Consider the following 16085-nt stretch of genomic DNA (forward strand, 5'->3'; position numbering starts at 1 on the left):
TCCCGGGGTTCCGGGATCCCCCTGCTGCGGCGCCCCGTAGATCGTGCACGTTCGGTCCCCCGAACGGTCTCCACAACCTTCACCGATGGTGTCGACCTGCCCCACTGCCAGCCCCGGCCTAATGTGTTCCTCGTCGTTGCTCTGCTTCGACCAGCGCAACGGTCACTGTCCGTCAAGGACGCTGGCGCATGACGTGGCTGCGGATCGGTGTATTGAGGCTGGCCAACTGGTGCTGCGTGAATTGAAGCAGAGCAAAGCTCGTGTGGGCGACCAATGCCCTTCCGGTTGTAGGCACGCAGCGTCACGGGGCACGCAGCAGTCGTGCCTACCACCAATGCCGCGTAGACCCCGGCCGAACTCGGCCGGGGTCTACGCGGCCCAGTGGAACCAGGCCCCGGATCCCGGGCTAGACGGAGACGGCCGGGGTCGACGCCTCAGCGCTCGTCGGGCGCAGCGGGCTGCTCGGCGGCACCGGGCTGGGCACCGCCACCGGCCTCGCCGCCGGCCGGGTCGCCCTGACCCGCCGGCTCGTCGCCGCTCGCGGCCTTCTCCGGCGACCCGGTGACCGCGCGGACCGCGCGGTCCGCCGGGCGGTCGACCGGCTCGGCAGCCGACTCGCCGGTCTCCGAGCCCGACGCGGATGCCGCGCCCGTCGCCCCGACGCCGCTCGCGGGCTCGGGGACACCCGCAACCTCGGCACCATCGGTGGAATCAAGCGCGCCAGCCACCTCGCCGTCGCCGGCCGGCTCCGCGGCACCCCCGACGCCGACGTCACCGGCCGGCTCCGCACCGGAGCCCGCCGCGGAGTCGGCCGTGGCGTCGGACTCCGCGTCGACCGGACCGGTGTCGCTCCCGGGCACGACAGCAGCGACCGCCACCGCGGGGGCCGGCACGGCCGGCGAGCCGGCCGGCGGCTCGTCCAGCGGCGACCCGACGGCGTCCGCGGCGGTCACCTCGAAAGGCTGCACGCCGCCGAAGAGGCTCGGCAGGGTGCCGCTGTACGCCTCGCGCAACTCGTCCAGGCCGATCCGGAACTGGCCGTGCACCTCCAGCGCGCCGCCGGTCGGGTCGGTGACCCCGATCAGCTCCCACGGCACGTCGTGCTCGGCGCAGAGCGCGGTGAACGCCTTCTCGTGGCCGCGCGGCACCGAGGCCAGCACGCGGCCGGCGGACTCGCTGAACAGGAAGACGAACGGCATGGAGCCGCCCTCGAAGCGTTCCGGCACCGCGATCCGCGCGCCAGCGCCGTGCCGCAGGCAGGACTCCACCAGGCCCTGCGCGAGCCCGCCGTCGGAGAGGTCGTGCGCGGAGCTGAGGTGCCCCACCCGGGCGGCGGCGGCCAGCAGCCCGGCGAGCTGCTTCTCACGCGCCAGGTCGACCTGCGGAGGTACACCGCCGAGGTGCTGGTGGGTCACCCAGGCCCACTCCGAGCCGGAGAGTTCCACGTGCGTCTCGCCGAGCAGGAAGAGCTGGTCGTGGTCGCCGTTGGGCCGAGGGGCGAAGCCCGTCGCGACCCGGTCGGCCACGTTTTCCAGCACACCGAGCACACCGACCACCGGCGTCGGGTGGATCGCCGCCGCCCCGGTCTGGTTGTAGAAGCTGACGTTGCCACCGGTCACCGGGATGCCCAGTTCGGCGCAGCCGTCGGCCAGGCCGCGCACGGCCTCGGCGAACTGCCACATCACGCCCGGGTCCTCCGGCGAGCCGAAGTTGAGGCAGTCGGTGACCGCGATCGGCGTCGCGCCGGTGACGGCCACGTTCCGGTACGCCTCGGCCAGCGCCAGCTTGGCGCCGTGGTACGGGTCGAGCCGGGCGTACCGGCCGTTGCCGTCCACCGACAGCGCCACGCCGAGGCCGGTCCGCTCGTCGATCCGGATGACGCCCGAGTCCTCCGGCTGGGCGAGCACGGTGTTGCCGAGCACGTAGCGGTCGTACTGCTCGGTGACCCACGTCTTGTCGCAGAGGTTGGGCGAGGCGATCATGCGCAGCACGGTCGCGCGCAGCGCGTCCGGGTCGGCTGGCCGGGGCAGCGTCTCGGCCCGGTCGGCCTGGAGCAGGATCAGGTCGGCCGGCTCACGCATCGGGCGGGCGTAGACCGGGCCATCGTCCACCAGCGAGCCCGGCGGTACGTCCACCACCAGGTGGTCCCGCCAGGTGATCAGCAGCCGGCCCGGCTGGCCGTCCGGCTCCGGCGCGGTGACCTCGCCGATCGCGGTGGCCAGCACGCCCCACTTGTCGCAGGTCTTGAGCACCGCTTCGAGCTTGGCCGGCTCGACGACCAGGAGCATCCGCTCCTGCGACTCGCTGGCCAGGATCTCGTGCGGCTCCATCGACGGCTCGCGCAGCGGCACCCGCTCCAGCCAGACCCGCATGCCGGTGCCGGCCGCCGCCGCGGTTTCGGTGAGCGCGCAGGTGAGCCCGGCACCGCCGAGATCCTGGATGCCGGCGACGAGCTGGGCGTCGTACAGCTCCAGGCAGGCCTCGATCAGCAGCTTCTCGATGAACGGGTCGCCGACCTGCACCGACGGGCGGCGCTGCTCGCTGCCCTCGGTGAAGGTGGCGCTGGCCAGCACCGAGACGCCGCCGATGCCGTCCCGGCCGGTCTTGGCACCCATCAGCACGACGACGTTGCCGGGACCGACGGCGGCCTTGTTCTGTAGCCGGCTCACCGGCAGCACGCCGAGGCAGAGCGCGTTGACCAGCGGGTTGCCCTGGTAGCAGGGGTCGAAGACCACCTCGCCACCGATGTTGGGCAGGCCGAGGCAGTTGCCGTACCCGCCGACACCGGCGACCACGCCGGGCAGCACCCGGGCGGTGTCCGGGTGGTCGGCGGCACCGAAGCGCAGCGGGTCCATCACGGCCACCGGGCGAGCGCCCATGGCGAGGATGTCGCGGACGATGCCACCCACACCGGTCGCCGCGCCCTGGTACGGTTCGACGAAGCTCGGGTGGTTGTGCGACTCGACCTTGAAGGTCACCGCCAGCTCGTCGGAGATCCGCACCACACCGGCGTTCTCACCGATGCCGGCCAGCAGCCGGTCGCTCGGCGGGGCCTTCTCGCCGAACTGCCGCAGGTGCACCTTGCTGGACTTGTAGGAGCAGTGCTCGCTCCACATGATCGAGTACATCGCCAGCTCGGACTGGGTCGGCCGGCGGCCCAGGATGTGCCGGATACGGTCGTACTCGTCGTCCCGGAGCCCCAACTCGGCGTGGGGCTGGAGTTCTTCCGGGGTGCCACCGGCGCGCGGCACGGTGTCCACCCCGTCGGCCCACTCGGAAAGCTCCTCGGCGGCGGCGTGCCGGGCCGGCGCGACGGCGGCCGGGCGGGGCTGCGCCGGCGCCGCCGGGGTTGCCTCCGGGGTCTCCCGTACCGGGTCCGGATGCGTGGTCATGACCTCTCCTCGTTACGCTCGCCGCCCGACGGGCGGGTGAGCCGACCGATGATCCCGCTGCGGACGGTCACGCCGGCGCCCCCACCAGGTGCTTGAGCACCGAGGTGAAGAAGCCGAGGCCGTCGAGGGAGGGGCCGGTGAGCGCCTCCACCGCGTGCTCGGGATGCGGCATGATGCCGACCACGTTGCCGGCGGGGTTGGTGATGGCGGCGATGTCCCGCTGCGACCCGTTGGGGTTGCCGCCGACGTACCGGGCGACGACCCGGCCCTCGGCTTCGAGCTCGTCCAGGGTCGCGGGGTCGGCGACGTAGCAGCCCTCACCGTTCTTGACCGGGATCAGCACCTCCTGGCCCGGCTGGAACGTGTTGGTCCAGGCGGTGCCGACCGCCTCGATGCGCAGGATCTGGTCGCGGTTGCGGAAGTGCAGATGCTGGTTGCGGGTGAGCGCGCCGGGGAGCAGGTGGGCCTCGCAGAGGATCTGGAAGCCGTTGCAGATGCCGAGCACCGGCAGGCCACCGGCGGCAGCGTCGACGATCTTCTCCATCACCGGGGCGAACCGGGCGATGGCGCCGCAGCGCAGGTAGTCACCGTAGGAGAAGCCGCCGGGCAGGACGACGGCGTCCACCCCGTGCAGCTCCGGGTCACCGTGCCAGAGGCGGACCGGCTCCGCGCCGGCGATCCGGACGGCCCGGGCGGCGTCCCCGTCGTCGAGCGAGCCGGGGAACGTCACCACACCGACCCGCGCGGTCACGAGCGGGCGTCCGCAGGCTCGTCGGCCTCGACCAGGCGGACGGTGAAGTCCTCGATGACCGGGTTGGCGAGCAACTTGTCGGCGATCTCCCGGGCCCGGTCGAGGTCCGGTTCACCGGTGAAGTCGATCTCGATCCGCCTGCCGATCCGAACCGAGGCGACGTCGTTGACGCCGAGCCGGGGCAGCGCGTTTGCGACGGCCTGGCCCTGCGGATCGAGGATCTCGGGCTTGAGCATGACGTCGACGACGACGCGAGGCACTGGGCACTCCTGACTGTGTACGCAGTTGGGTGCCGACCCACAACGGGCGAGCGCAGCCAGCCTACCCGGCAGATACCGCGTCAGACGCACCGGTCGGACGCCGCCGGAGGAGTACTCGACTCTACCCGCGCACCCCCCTCGGGACCGATACGGGTTCGTTGCGATCCCGATACGGGTTTGTTGCCGGATTCCCCGACGGATCGACTGCGCCCCCAGAGCACGGCACCCCGCACCCCGCCGGGGAAATCCGACTGTTACATCATCTTGTTTCAATGAACCTCTTGTGAAACATCTCACCGGGCCCTACGGTACATCGTCAGACGTCGATTTAATGGCGTCGCGGTGACGGGTCACCCCCACCCGCCACCGCAGGTCGACCCGGCACACCCGGGTCCCAAAAACCCCGAAGGAGCCCTACCGTGCGCATCCGATCCCTGATCGCGGTCTTCGCCACAGCCCTGGCCGGCGTGCTCGGCGCCAGTTCGGGCGCCGTCGCCGCGCCCGTCAGCCCGTACATCATCGGCGGCGGCACCGTCTCCTCCGCGCCATGGGCCGCTGCGGTCTTCAGCAACGGCTCGTTCACCTGCTCCGGCACGATCATCGCACCCCAGTGGGTGCTCACCGCCCGGCACTGCGTCAGCGGCACGATGTCCGTCCGGGTGGGCAGCGTCTACTACGCCTCCGGCGGCGTCACCCGCACCGTCAGCGCCTCCTACAGCCGCTACGACCTGGCCCTGATGCGGCTCTCCAGCTCGGTGAGCACCAGCTACGTCAGCCTGGCCAGCAGCAACCCGCCGGTCGGCTCGACCAACTCGATCTACGGCTGGGGCATGACCTGCTACAGCGGCTGCTCGGCGTCGCCCCAGCTCAAGACCGCGTCGGTGCAGGTGACCAGCAACAGCGCCAGCGACGCGTACGGCGGGCAGGCGATCCGGAGCTCGCGGATCAACGGCAACGCCTGGCGGGGCGACTCGGGCGGCCCGCAGTTCTACAACGGCCTCCAGGTCGGCGTGGCTTCCACCGCCGACGGCGTGACCATCCAGAACTACGGCAGTGTCGCGTTCAACCGGGCCTGGATCACCTCGGTGGCCGGTGTCTGACGGTTAGCGCCCTGGCGGCGCGGATGGCGGGGTACGCGCCCGCCGTCCGCGCCGCGCTGTTTTTCAGCATCCGATCAGCTGAACACGGCTCACATCGAGCCGCAGCCGCGCCTGCCAGCATCGGAAACGTGCTGGTCGTGACGACGGATCAACTTCCCGGCTACGAGATCCGCCAGATCCTCGGCGAAGTGGTCTCCTCGATGGCCAGGACCCGCAACCCGTACCGCGAGGGCGTGAAGAACCTCCGCGGTGGCGCGTACGACCCGATGGCGCCGGACAACCTCACCCGCTGGCGTACCGACTCGGTGGCCCGGCTCGGCGAGGAGGCCCAGCGACTCGGCGCGAACGCCGTGGTGGGGATGCGGTTCGACAGCCGCGACTGCGGCGAGATGTGGATGGAGATCTGCGCGTACGGCACCGCCGTGATCGTGGTGCCCAAGGTCCCCGACGTCATGCCCCCCGACCAACCCCTGGTCGCCGCGGAAACCGCCCAGGACCCCGCCTTCGCCGAGGAACTCGGCGGCATCGCCGAACCCGCCAGCGCCCCCAACCTCTCCACCGCCGCCGAAACTCCCACCCGTGACGCCTGACCCCACCACTTTGCCGTCAACGGGATCGGCAGGTCAGAGGATGGGGGGTGGGGCGTAGGTGGCGGCGTGGGGGTGGGTCTGGACGATCTTGGTGATCCGGGCGGTTACCGCATTGATCTGGGCGGGGGCGGCGCCCACGAAGGCGGCCCGGTCGGCGACCAGGGCGTCGATCTCGGGGCGGGTCAGCGCGAGGCGGGGGTCGGCGGCGAGGCGGTCGAGGAGGTCGTTCTCGGGGGTGCCCTGCTCCCGCATGGCCAGGGCCACGGCGACGGCGTGTTCCTTGATCGCCTCGTGGGCGGTCTCGCGGCCGACGCCCCGGCGCACCGCGGCGACCAGGATCTTGGTGGTGGCCAGGAACGGGAGGAAGCGCTCCAGCTCCCGGTTGATCACCGCCGGGTACGCGCCGAACTCGTCCAGCACGGTGAGGAAGGTCTGGAACAGCCCGTCGGCGGCGAAGAAGGCATCCGGCAGGGCGACCCGGCGGACCACCGAGCAGGAGACGTCCCCCTCGTTCCACTGGTCGCCGGCCAGCTCGCCGACCATCGACAGGTACCCGCGGATGATCACCGCAAAGCCGTTCACCCGCTCCGAGGAGCGGGTGTTCATCTTGTGTGGCATGGCGCTGGAACCGACCTGGCCCGGCTTGAAGCCCTCGGTGGCCAACTCCTGACCGACCATCAGCCGGATCGTCGTGGCCAGCGACGACGGTGCCGCGGCCACCTGCGCCAGCGCGGAGATCACGGCCAGGTCGATCGAGCGCGGGTAAACCTGGCCGACGCTGTCCAGCACCCGGTTGAAGCCGAGGTGCTCGGCGACCCGCCGCTCCAGCTCGGCCACCTTCCCGGCGTCGGAGTCGAAGAGGTCCAGTTGGTCGGCGGCGGTACCCACCGGACCCTTGATCCCCCGCAGCGGGTACCAGGCGATCAGGTCCTCCAGCCGCTCGTACGCGATGATCAGCTCCTCGGCGGCCGACGCGAAGCGCTTGCCCAGCGTGGTCGCCTGCGCCGCCACGTTGTGCGACCGGCCGGCCATCACCACGTCCGCGTACTCGTGGGCGTGCCAGGCCAGCCGGGCCAGCGTCGCCACCACCCGGTCCCGGATCAGTTCCAGCGACCGGCGCACCTGGAGCTGCTCGACGTTCTCGGTGAGGTCCCGGGAGGTCATCCCCTTGTGCACGTGCTCGTGCCCGGCGAGCGCGCTGAACTCCTCGATCCGCGCCTTCACGTCGTGCCGGGTCACCCGCTCCCGCTCCGCGATCGAGGCAAGATCAACATCGTCGAGCACCCGCTCGTACGCCTCGACCACCCCGTCGGGCACCGGCACGCCGAGGTCCCGCTGAGCCCGGAGCACGGCGAGCCAGAGCCGCCGCTCCAGCCGGACCTTCTCCTCCGGCGACCAGAGGGCGACCAGTTCGGGCGAGGCGTACCGGTTGGCGAGCACGTTCGGGATCGTCGTCACCCCGCCATTCTCGCCGTACCGCTGCCCACCTCCCCGACCGGGTGCAGCTTGGACGCCCAGCGGGTCAGCGTTCCAGGATCGCGGTCACGCCCTGGCCGCCGGCGGCGCAGATGGAGATGAGCCCGCGTCCGCTGCCCCTCTCGGCGAGCAGCTTGGCCAGGGTCGCCACGATCCGGCCGCCGGTCGCGGCGAACGGGTGGCCGGCGGCCAGCGAGGAGCCGTTCACGTTGAGCTTGTCGGTGTCGATCGCGCCAAGCGGGGCGTCCAGGCCCAGCCGCTCGGCGCAGAACTCCTTCGACTCCCAGGCGGCCAGGGTGGCCAGCACCTGGGAGGCGAACGCCTCGTGGATCTCGTAGTAGTCGAAGTCCTGGAGGGTGAGCCCGGCTCGGGCGAGCAGCCGGGGCGCCGCGTACGTGGGGGCCATCAGCAGACCCTCGTCGCCGTGCACGAAGTCCACCGCGGCCGTCTCCGACCAGGAGAACCAGGCCAGCACCGGCAGGTGGTGCTCGGCCGCCCACTCTTCGCTGGCCAGCAGCACCGTGGAGGCGCCGTCGGTGAGCGGCGAGGAGTTGCCGGCGGTCATGGTGGCCCGCTCGGCGTCCGGGCCCCTGGCCCCGAAGACCGGCTTGAGCGCGCCGAGCTTCTCCAGCGTGCTCTCCGGGCGGAGATTCTGGTCGCGGGTCAGACCCAGGTAGGGGGTCATGAGGTCGTCGAAGAACCCCTTGTCGTACGCGCTGGCGAGCCGCTGGTGCGAACGCAGCGCCAGTTCGTCCTGCGCCTGCCGGTCGATGTTCCAGCGCAGCGCGGTCTGGGCGGCGTGCTCGCCCATGGAGAGCCCGGTGCGGGGCTCGGCGTTGCGCGGGATCTCCGGCTTGAACGGCTGGGCCGGGCGCAGTTTCGCCGCGATCCGCAGTCGCTCGCCGAGGGTGCGGGCGGAGTTGAGCTTGAGCAGGGTGCGACGCAGCTCCTCGTTGACGGCGAGCGGGGCGTCCGAGGTGGTGTCGACGCCACCGGCGATGCCGACGTCGAGCTGCCCGAGGGCGATCTTGTTGGCGACCAGGATCGTCGCTTCCAGGCCGGTGCCACAGGCCAACTGGATGTCGTACGCGGGGGTGCGCGGGTCGAGCTTGGAGCCGAGCACCACCTCACGGGTGAGGTTGAAGTCCTTCGAGTGCTTCAGCACCGCGCCGGCGACCACCTCGCCGACCTGCTGCCCGGCCAGGCCGAACCGGGCGATCAGGCCGTCCAGGGCGGCGCCGAGCAGGTCCGAGTTGGAGGCGCTGGCGTACCGGGAGTTGGAGCGGGCGAAGGGGATCCGGTTGCCGCCGATCACCGCGACCCGTCGAACGTTCTGCATGATCCGCCTCCTCAGGAGTGTTGCCCGCACCTTACTCGCCAGTAGGCTACGCCCATGACCGACAGGTACGCGAGCTTCGTCCAGTCGGGCGCCGGTCGGGCGCTGGTCAAGCGCCTCGGGCTGCCCGATCCGCCGCGACTGCGCCGGCACGTCCCCGGCGAGCCGATCCTCCCCGGGCTGGTCCTGCTGGGTGCCGCCACCGGTGGCCGCCTCGCCGAACCGGTTGGCAAGATCCTGGCCTCCGCCGGGCTCGCCCTGCGCGACCCGGCCACCGCCGTCCCCGATCCGGCGACCGGCCGTACGCCGGCCAGCGCCGCCCTGGTCTACGACGCCACCGGCATCACCGACTCGACCGGGCTGCGCCAGCTCTACGACTTCTTTCATCCGCAGGCCCGGGCGGTGCAGCCCAGCGGCCGGGTGATCGTGCTGGGCACCCCACCCGCCGAATGCGCCACCCCGCGCGAGGCGACCGCCCAACGGGCCCTGGAGGGGCTTACCCGCAGCATCGCCAAGGAGTTCGGTCGGGGCACCACCGCGCAACTGGTGTACGTCACGCGCGACGCCGACCCGGGCACCTGGACCAGCCTGGAGGCGACCCTGCGATTCCTGCTGTCGGGCCGTTCCGCGTACGTCTCGGGACAGGTGATCCGGGTCGGCGCCGGCCAGGCGAGCGCGCCGGTCGACTGGGATCGCCCACTGGACGGGCAGGTCGTGCTGGTCACCGGCGCGGCCCGCGGCATCGGCGCGGCGCTGGCCCGGGTGCTGGCCCGCGACGGCGCGACCGTGGTGGCGCTCGACGTCCCGGCGGCCGGCGACGAGCTGGCCGGCGTCGCCAACGAGATCGGCGGCAGCGCCGTGCAGCTCGACCTGACCGTCGCCGACGCGCCGGCCCGGCTCGCCGATCACCTGGCCGGCCGTCACGGCCGGGTGGACGTGGTGGTGCACAACGCCGGCATCACCCGGGACAGGACCCTCGGCCGGATGGACGCCGACCGGTGGGACCAGGTCATCGACGTCAACCTCGCCAGCCAGGAGCGGATCAACGACCTGCTCCTGGAACGCGGGCTGATCCCGGCCGGTGGGCGGATCATCGGCGTCTCCTCGATCGCCGGGATCGCCGGCAACCGGGGCCAGACCAACTACGCCACCAGCAAGGCCGGTGTGATCGGGCTGGTCGACTCGCTCGCCCCGGCGCTGCGCGAACGTGGGATCAGCGTCAACGCCGTCGCGCCCGGGTTCATCGAGACCCGGCTGACCGCCCGGATCCCGCTGGTGCTACGCGAGGCCGGCCGCCGGATGAACAGCCTCTCCCAGGGCGGGCTGCCGGTGGACGTCGCCGAGACGATCGGCTGGCTGGCCTGGCCCGCGTCCGGCGCGGCCAGCGGAAACGTGGTCCGCGTCTGCGGCCAGAGCCTGTTGGGGGCCTGATGGCCAGGCGCAGGCGCCGGGATGAACCGGTCGACGACCTGTCGGTCGGCGAGCTGATCGACGGACCGACGGAGACCCTGACGCCGGAGATCCTGGCCGCCGCGATCTCGGCACCGGCGACTCGGGCCCGGGTGGAGCTGTCGGGGATGCCGGCGGCCGGGCCGCTGTACCGGCGGGCACTGCTCGGCGCGGTGCCCGGGCTGGGCGGCCGGCGCCGCGACGAGGTGTCCGCCGTCGAGCTGGCCGTCAGCGGCGTCACCGTCGATCCGGAGCGGCTGGCCGACTACGACCGGGTCTGCGGGTTCCGGCTCGCCGACCGGCTGCCGGCGACCTTCCCGCACGTCATGGGCTTCCCGCTGACGCTGCGGCTGATCACCGCGCCGGAGTTTCCGATCCCGCTGACCGGGGTGGTGCACATCGGCAACCGGATCACCGTGCACCGGCCGGTCAGCGTCACCGACCGGCTGGACTTCACCACCTGGGCGGAGAACCTCCGCCCGCACGACCGGGGACGGCAGGTCGACGTCGTACTGGTCGGGTCGGTCGACGGGGAGGAGGTCTGGCGCGGTGTGTCGACGTACCTCGGCCGGCAGCGCACGCCAGACGGCGGTGAGCGGCGCGACCGGGGCGAGCGGCCCGTGCCCCCGGCCGCCACCGCCCGCTGGCGGGTGACACCCCGAGTGGGTACGGACTACGCGCGGGTCTCCGGCGACCACAACCCGATCCACACCTCGCGGCTGGGCGCGCGACTGCTCGGCTTCCCCCGGCCGATCGCGCACGGCATGTGGAGCAAGGCCCGGTGCCTAGCCGCGCTGGAAAACCGGCTGCCCGAGGCGTACACGGTCGACGTCTCGTTCAAGCTCCCGGTCCCGCTGCCCAGCACGGTCGCCTTCAGCGCCGCCCCAACCCCCACCGGCTGGACGTTCGCCCTGCACTCCCCCCACCCCCACCTCCTAGGCCAGGTGAAAGGAAGGGCCCCCTATTAACGCCTGGTGTAGAGGAAGGGCCCCCTCTTAACAGTCGCTGCCCCGAGCATGGAGCCATGGAGGACCTGCTCGACCTGGTTCGGCAGTCGCTCAGCTCGCCGTGGGTGTACCTGCTGCTGTTCGGGCTGACCACGATCGACGCGATCCTGCCGATGGTGCCGGCCGAGGCGGCGATCATCACGGTGACCGTCCTCGCCCGGGGAGGCGAGCCGAACCTGCTGCTGGTGATCGTGGCGGCCCTGCTCGGCGCGCTCGCCGGGGACCATCTCTCGTACGCGATCGGGCGGCGCGGCGGGGCGCAACGCCTGGCCCGCTTTCCGGTGGACAGCCGGCGCCGGGCCGGCTCGGAGTGGGCCCGGCGGGCGGTGGACCGGCGCGGTGGCATGATCCTCGCCGCCGCGCGCTACGTCCCCGGTGGGCGGACCGCGGTCACCCTGACCATGGGCGCGATCTGCTACCCACTGCGGTCGTTTCTCTTCTTCGACCTGCTCGGCGCCGGCTCGTGGGCGCTGTACTGCGTGCTGCTCGGCACCTTCGGTGGGCTGGCCTTCGAGACTGACCCGCTGCGCGGGATCCTGACCGGGCTGGGCCTCGCGCTCGTCGTCACGCTGCTGGTGGAGCTGGTGCGTTGGCTCCGGCACCGTGCCCGCCGCCGGGCCGCGCGCCGCTGATCTGGACGGCGCACTGTACGCGGGGCGGGTGTTAAGAGGGGGCCCCTCCTCTACACGAGGCGTTAATAGGGGGCCCTTCCTTACTCCGAGGGTGGGTGCCAGGTGACGCCGCGGAGGAGTTGGCCGGCGCCTAGCCAGGCGGCGTTCATCATCCGGGTCGCGGTCTTTTCCGGGTCGGCCTCCGGGCGGTCGGCCAACCAGTCGGCCAGCGACTCGGTCGCGCCGACCAGGGCGTACGCGACCACCTCCAGCTCGGTTTCGGCCGCCTCGCGCCCCTCGGCGCGCAACGCGTGGTCGAGCATGCCGGCGACCACCTCGACCAGTCGGGCCCGCATCACGGTCAGCTCGCCGGCAAACGGCGGCTCTCCCCGGGCCTGCCGGTAGAGCACCGCCCAGCCGTCCCGGTGCGCCCCGACGAAGCCGAAGAAGGCCCGCAGCCCGCGCCAGAGCCGCTCGTCGGCCGGCAGGTCGGGGGCGGCTGCCCCGGCAATGGCCTCCATCATCCGGGTGCCCTCGCGGTGCAGGCAGGCGACGAAGAGCTCCTCCTTGGTGCCCAGGTACGCGTACACCATGGGTTTGGAGATGCCGGCCTTCTCGGCGATCTCGTCCATGCTGGCGCCGTGATAGCCGTGGCGGGAGAAGACGCGCACGGCGGCGTCGAGCATCTGCTGCTCGCGCACGGCCCGAGGGAGGCGCTTGAAGGCGGGCGTGGTGGACACCTTGCGAGCATACCTACTCATGCGTAAGGTTACGCCGGAGTAACCATTGTCCGAGAGGTGCTTCCATGACTGACTTCGACCCGGCCAACTTCGCCAACGTCGGCCCGAAGGAGTTCGCCCAGCTCGTCAAGTCCACCCCGGAGAGCAAGCTCGCCGAGGTGATGTCGGGCGACCTGCGCGGCAAGATCCTGGGCGAGGTCTTCGGGCGGATGCCGGAGCTGTTCCGCGCCGACCGGGCCGGCTCCACCAACGCGGTGATCCACTGGAACATCACCGGCGCCCCGGATGGCGGCACCGACACCTACGAGGTGGTCATCGCCGACGGCGCCTGCACGATGAACGAGACCCCGCAGCACGACCCCCGCCTGAGCCTGACCCTGGGCCCGGTCGAGTTCCTCAAGGTCGTCTCCGGCGGCGCCAACCCGGTCATGATGTTCATGACCGGCAAGCTCAAGGCAAAGGGCGACCTGGGCCTGGCCGCCAACATCGCCAACCTCTTCGACATCCCCAAGGCCTGAGATGGTCGAGTTCTCGCTCGACCTGAACGAGGAACAGCGGGATCTACGCGACTGGGTGCACGGCTTCGCCAGCGAGGTCGTACGCCCGGCCGCGGCCGAGTGGGACGCCCGCGAGGAAACCCCGTGGCCGGTCATCCAGGAGGCGGCAAAGGTCGGCCTGTACGGCTTCGAGTTCCTCGCCACCTGCTGGGCCGACCCCACCGGTCTGTCGCTGCCGATCGCCAGCGAGGAGCTGTTCTGGGGTGACGCCGGCATCGGCCTGAGCATCTTCGGCACCTCCCTCGCGGTCGCCGCCATCTACGGCACCGGCACTCCCGACCAGCTCGTCGAGTGGGTGCCGCAGTGCTTCGGCGACGTCGACGCCCCGGCCGTCGCCGCGTTCTGCTCCTCGGAGCCGGAGGCCGGCTCGGACGTCGCCGCGATGCGCACCCGGGCCACCTACGACGAGGCGGCCGACGAGTGGGTGCTGCGCGGCCAGAAGGCGTACGCCACCAACGGCGGGATCGCCGGGGTGCACGTGGTCACCGCCTCGATCGAGCCGGAACTGGGCTCCCGGGGACAGGCGGCGTTCGTCGTACCACCGGGCACGGCGGGGCTCAGCGCCACCCGCAAGCTGCGCAAGCTGGGCCTACGCGCGTCGCACACGGCGGATGTCTTCCTCGACGACGTGCGGGTGCCGGGGCGGTGCCTGCTCGGCGGCAAGGAGGCGCTGGAGGAGCGGCTGGCCCGGGCCCGGTCCGGGCAGCGCGCCTCCGGACAGGCCGCGATGCGTACCTTCGAGCTGTCCCGGCCCACCGTCGGCGCGCAGGCGCTCGGCGTGGCCCGGGCCGCCTACGAGTACGCCCTGGAGTATGCGAAGGAGCGGGTCCAGTTCGGCCGGCCGATCATCACCAACCAGGCGGTCGCCTTCGCGCTGGCCGACATGAAGATGGAGATCGACGCCGCCCGGCTGCTGGTCTGGCGGGCCTCCTGGATGGGTCGCAACAACCGGCCGTTCACCGCGGGCGAGGGCTCGATGTCCAAGCTCAAGGCCGGCGAGGTGGCCGTGTCGGTCACCGAGCGGGCCGTCCAGTTGCTCGGCGGGGCCGGTTTCCTGCGCGACCACCCGGTAGAACGCTGGTACCGGGACGCCAAGATCTACACCATCTTCGAGGGCACCTCGGAGATCCAACGCCTGGTCATCTCCCGCGCCATCTCCGGCATGCAGATTCGCTGATCGCCCGGGCGGTCGCCCCGGTGACCGCCCGGCCCGCACCGGTGAGGGAGGCATGCGGGGTATGGACCTGCCGTTCGTCGTCGCCACGCTGACCCGCCGTGGCCTGCTCACCCCGGGCCGCCCGATCCGCGTCGCCGCCCAGCTCAACGCGCTACGGAAATGGGGCTGGAGCCTGGCCGGCGAACTGCGCCAGGCGGCGGCCCGGGACCCGGGACGGATCGCCGTCGTCGACGAACGGGGCGCCGAGCTGACGTACCAGGAACTCCTGGAGCGCTCCATGCGACTCGCCCGCGCCCTCCGTGCGGGCCTGGGCGTCCAGCCGGGCGATCGGGTCGCCGTGCTCTGCCGCAACCACCCGGGCCTGGTCGAGACCATCGTCGCCGCCACCCTGCTCGGCGCGGACGCCGTGCTGGTCAACACCGGGCTTTCCCCGGCACAGCTGGCCACCGTGACGGAGGAACAGCGGCTGCGGGTCCTGGTGCACGACGACGAGTTCACCGAACGCACCCTGGGGCTGCCGGCCGACCTGCATCGCCTCGACGAGCAGGCCCGGGAGGACCTGGTCACCGCCGCCCTTCCCGGCGAACTGCGCCCGCCCGAGCGGGACGGCCGGATCATCGTGCTCACCTCGGGCACCACCGGCGCGCCGAAGGGTGCCCGACGGCCCACCCCGGACGGCTTCGGCCCGCTGGTGTCCATCATCGACCGGATCCCGCTGCACGTCCGGGACCACGTCATGATCGCCGCGCCGATCTTCCACACCTGGGGGTACGCGGCCCTACAGGTCTGCTTCGCGCTGCGGGCCACCATCGTGCTGCACCGGCGCTTCGATCCGGCCGCCACCCTCGACGCCCTGGTGCAGCACCGCTGCCAGGCGCTCTTTGCGGTGCCGGTGATGCTGCAACGGCTGATGGAGGTGCCGGCACCAGAGCCCCGGCCGCCGCTGAAGGTGGTGGCGGTGAGCGGTTCCGCGCTGCCCGGCGGTCTTCCGCCGGCCTTCATGGACAGCTACGGCGACGTGCTCTACAACCTGTACGGCTCGACCGAGGCGTCCTGGGCCTCCATCGCCACCCCCGCCGACCTGCGCCTGGCCCCCACCACCAGCGGCCGGCCGCCACGCGGCACCCGGCTGGCGATCCTCGACGACGCCGGCGAGCCGGTGCCCGGCGGCCGGGTCGGCCGGATCTTCGTCGGCAACGAGATGCTCTTCGAGGGCTACACCTCGGGTGCCGACCGGGAACGCCACGACGGCCTGCTGGACACCGGCGACCTGGGCCGGGTCAACGCGGACGGCCTGCTCTTCGTCGACGGCCGGGCCGACGACATGATCGTCTCCGGCGGGGAGAACGTCTTCCCCTCCGAGGTCGAGCAGCTGCTCGCCCAACTCCCCCAGGTACGCGAGGCCGCCGTGATCGGCGTATCCGACCCCGAGTACGGCCAGCGGCTCGCCGCGTTCCTCGCTCTGCGCCCCGGCGAGACGTTGGACGCCGAGGCGGTCCGCGAGTACGTCCGGCACTACCTGGCCCGGTTCTCCGTGCCCCGCGACGTGGTCTTCGTCAGGTACCTGCCGCGCAACGCCACCGGCAAGGTGCTCACCCGCGAACTACGCCGCTACTACGCCTGACCGCTGCTGACGCTC

The 16085-nt window shown here is 72.1% G+C and carries 13 protein-coding genes and 1 pseudogene; 8 read left to right on the forward strand and 6 right to left on the reverse strand.

Going from position 1 to position 16085, the window contains the following annotated elements; translation table 11 throughout:
- Positions 1 to 892 precede the first annotated feature (892 nt).
- From purL to purS, 3 genes and pseudogenes are all read right to left on the reverse strand, one after another.
- Positions 893 to 3392 (reverse strand): annotated as a pseudogene (gene purL / locus ACQPYA_RS00695) (phosphoribosylformylglycinamidine synthase subunit PurL); the annotation flags it as partial.
- 67 nt (positions 3393 to 3459) lie between these two features.
- The gene (purQ, locus tag ACQPYA_RS00700) at positions 3460 to 4143 is read right to left on the reverse strand and encodes a phosphoribosylformylglycinamidine synthase subunit PurQ (protein ID WP_433530699.1); all 684 of its coding nucleotides are present in this window, start codon (positions 4141 to 4143) and stop codon (positions 3460 to 3462) included.
- The gene (purS, locus tag ACQPYA_RS00705) at positions 4140 to 4403 is read right to left on the reverse strand and encodes a phosphoribosylformylglycinamidine synthase subunit PurS (RefSeq protein WP_092381490.1); all 264 of its coding nucleotides are present in this window, start codon (positions 4401 to 4403) and stop codon (positions 4140 to 4142) included. The genes purQ and purS overlap by 4 nt, the downstream gene beginning before the upstream one ends.
- 419 nt (positions 4404 to 4822) lie before the next feature.
- Between purS and ACQPYA_RS00710 the strand changes: the two genes are divergently transcribed.
- Together ACQPYA_RS00710 and ACQPYA_RS00715 are read left to right on the forward strand one after the other, a co-directional pair.
- Complete coding sequence (locus ACQPYA_RS00710) at positions 4823 to 5503, forward strand: S1 family peptidase (protein ID WP_433530700.1); 681 nt, start codon at positions 4823 to 4825, stop codon at positions 5501 to 5503.
- Positions 5504 to 5526: 23 nt separating this feature from the next.
- Positions 5527 to 6093, forward strand: a complete 567-nt coding sequence (locus ACQPYA_RS00715; RefSeq protein ID WP_433530701.1) for a YbjQ family protein — start codon at positions 5527 to 5529, stop codon at positions 6091 to 6093.
- Positions 6094 to 6126: 33 nt separating this feature from the next.
- Here the strand turns inward: ACQPYA_RS00715 and purB are convergent, their stop codons facing one another.
- Positions 6127 to 7551 carry an adenylosuccinate lyase gene (gene purB, locus ACQPYA_RS00720; RefSeq protein ID WP_433530702.1) on the reverse strand — a complete coding sequence of 475 codons (1425 nt, stop codon included), beginning with the start codon at positions 7549 to 7551 and terminating at the stop codon, positions 6127 to 6129.
- Positions 7552 to 7615: 64 nt separating this feature from the next.
- Positions 7616 to 8908: an acetyl-CoA C-acetyltransferase gene (locus ACQPYA_RS00725; RefSeq protein WP_433530703.1), complete on the reverse strand. Its 1293-nt coding sequence runs from the start codon at positions 8906 to 8908 to the stop codon at positions 7616 to 7618.
- Between the two features lie 54 nt (positions 8909 to 8962).
- Here ACQPYA_RS00725 and ACQPYA_RS00730 point away from each other — a divergent pair, with 54 nt between their 5' ends.
- Genes ACQPYA_RS00730 through ACQPYA_RS00740 form a run of 3 tightly spaced genes read left to right on the forward strand, consistent with a single transcriptional unit; the run spans position 8963 to position 11993 of the window.
- Positions 8963 to 10336, forward strand: coding sequence for a 3-oxoacyl-ACP reductase (locus ACQPYA_RS00730; RefSeq protein WP_433530704.1), 1374 nt, complete (start codon positions 8963 to 8965; stop codon positions 10334 to 10336).
- Positions 10336 to 11322, forward strand: a complete 987-nt coding sequence (locus tag ACQPYA_RS00735) for a MaoC/PaaZ C-terminal domain-containing protein (RefSeq protein WP_433530705.1) — start codon at positions 10336 to 10338, stop codon at positions 11320 to 11322. The genes ACQPYA_RS00730 and ACQPYA_RS00735 overlap by 1 nt, the downstream gene beginning before the upstream one ends.
- Positions 11323 to 11378: 56 nt before the next feature.
- Positions 11379 to 11993, forward strand: coding sequence for a DedA family protein (locus ACQPYA_RS00740; protein ID WP_433530706.1), 615 nt, complete (start codon positions 11379 to 11381; stop codon positions 11991 to 11993).
- Between the two features lie 80 nt (positions 11994 to 12073).
- Here ACQPYA_RS00740 and ACQPYA_RS00745 read toward each other — a convergent pair whose 3' ends face one another.
- Positions 12074 to 12712, reverse strand: a complete 639-nt coding sequence (locus ACQPYA_RS00745; protein WP_433530707.1) for a TetR/AcrR family transcriptional regulator — start codon at positions 12710 to 12712, stop codon at positions 12074 to 12076.
- A 65-nt stretch (positions 12713 to 12777) separates the two neighbouring features.
- Here ACQPYA_RS00745 and ACQPYA_RS00750 point away from each other — a divergent pair, with 65 nt between their 5' ends.
- From ACQPYA_RS00750 to ACQPYA_RS00760, 3 genes are all read left to right on the forward strand, one after another.
- The gene (locus tag ACQPYA_RS00750; protein ID WP_433530708.1) at positions 12778 to 13230 is read left to right on the forward strand and encodes an SCP2 sterol-binding domain-containing protein; all 453 of its coding nucleotides are present in this window, start codon (positions 12778 to 12780) and stop codon (positions 13228 to 13230) included.
- Between the two features lies 1 nt (position 13231).
- A complete protein-coding gene (locus ACQPYA_RS00755) occupies positions 13232 to 14446 on the forward strand; it encodes an acyl-CoA dehydrogenase family protein (protein ID WP_433530709.1) in 1215 nt (404 codons plus the stop codon).
- Positions 14447 to 14507: 61 nt separating this feature from the next.
- A complete protein-coding gene (locus ACQPYA_RS00760; protein WP_433530710.1) occupies positions 14508 to 16070 on the forward strand; it encodes an AMP-binding protein in 1563 nt (520 codons plus the stop codon).
- Positions 16071 to 16085 lie beyond the last annotated feature (15 nt).

The organism is Micromonospora sp. CA-263727, from assembly GCF_050942455.1.
Classification (GTDB): domain Bacteria; phylum Actinomycetota; class Actinomycetes; order Mycobacteriales; family Micromonosporaceae; genus Micromonospora.

Excerpts from the sequence above, each read along its gene's own strand:
- ACQPYA_RS00715 (WP_433530701.1), top strand. The coding sequence starts at position 5,527 with ATGGCGGGGTACGCGCCCGCCGTCCGCGCCGCGCTGTTTTTCAGCATC.
- ACQPYA_RS00725 (WP_433530703.1), bottom strand. The coding sequence starts at position 8,908 with ATGCAGAACGTTCGACGGGTCGCGGTGATCGGCGGCAACCGGATCCCC.
- ACQPYA_RS00730 (WP_433530704.1), top strand. The coding sequence starts at position 8,963 with ATGACCGACAGGTACGCGAGCTTCGTCCAGTCGGGCGCCGGTCGGGCG.
- ACQPYA_RS00735 (WP_433530705.1), top strand. The coding sequence starts at position 10,336 with ATGGCCAGGCGCAGGCGCCGGGATGAACCGGTCGACGACCTGTCGGTC.
- ACQPYA_RS00740 (WP_433530706.1), top strand. The coding sequence starts at position 11,379 with ATGGAGGACCTGCTCGACCTGGTTCGGCAGTCGCTCAGCTCGCCGTGG.
- ACQPYA_RS00750 (WP_433530708.1), top strand. The coding sequence starts at position 12,778 with ATGACTGACTTCGACCCGGCCAACTTCGCCAACGTCGGCCCGAAGGAG.
- ACQPYA_RS00755 (WP_433530709.1), top strand. The coding sequence starts at position 13,232 with ATGGTCGAGTTCTCGCTCGACCTGAACGAGGAACAGCGGGATCTACGC.
- ACQPYA_RS00760 (WP_433530710.1), top strand. The coding sequence starts at position 14,508 with ATGGACCTGCCGTTCGTCGTCGCCACGCTGACCCGCCGTGGCCTGCTC.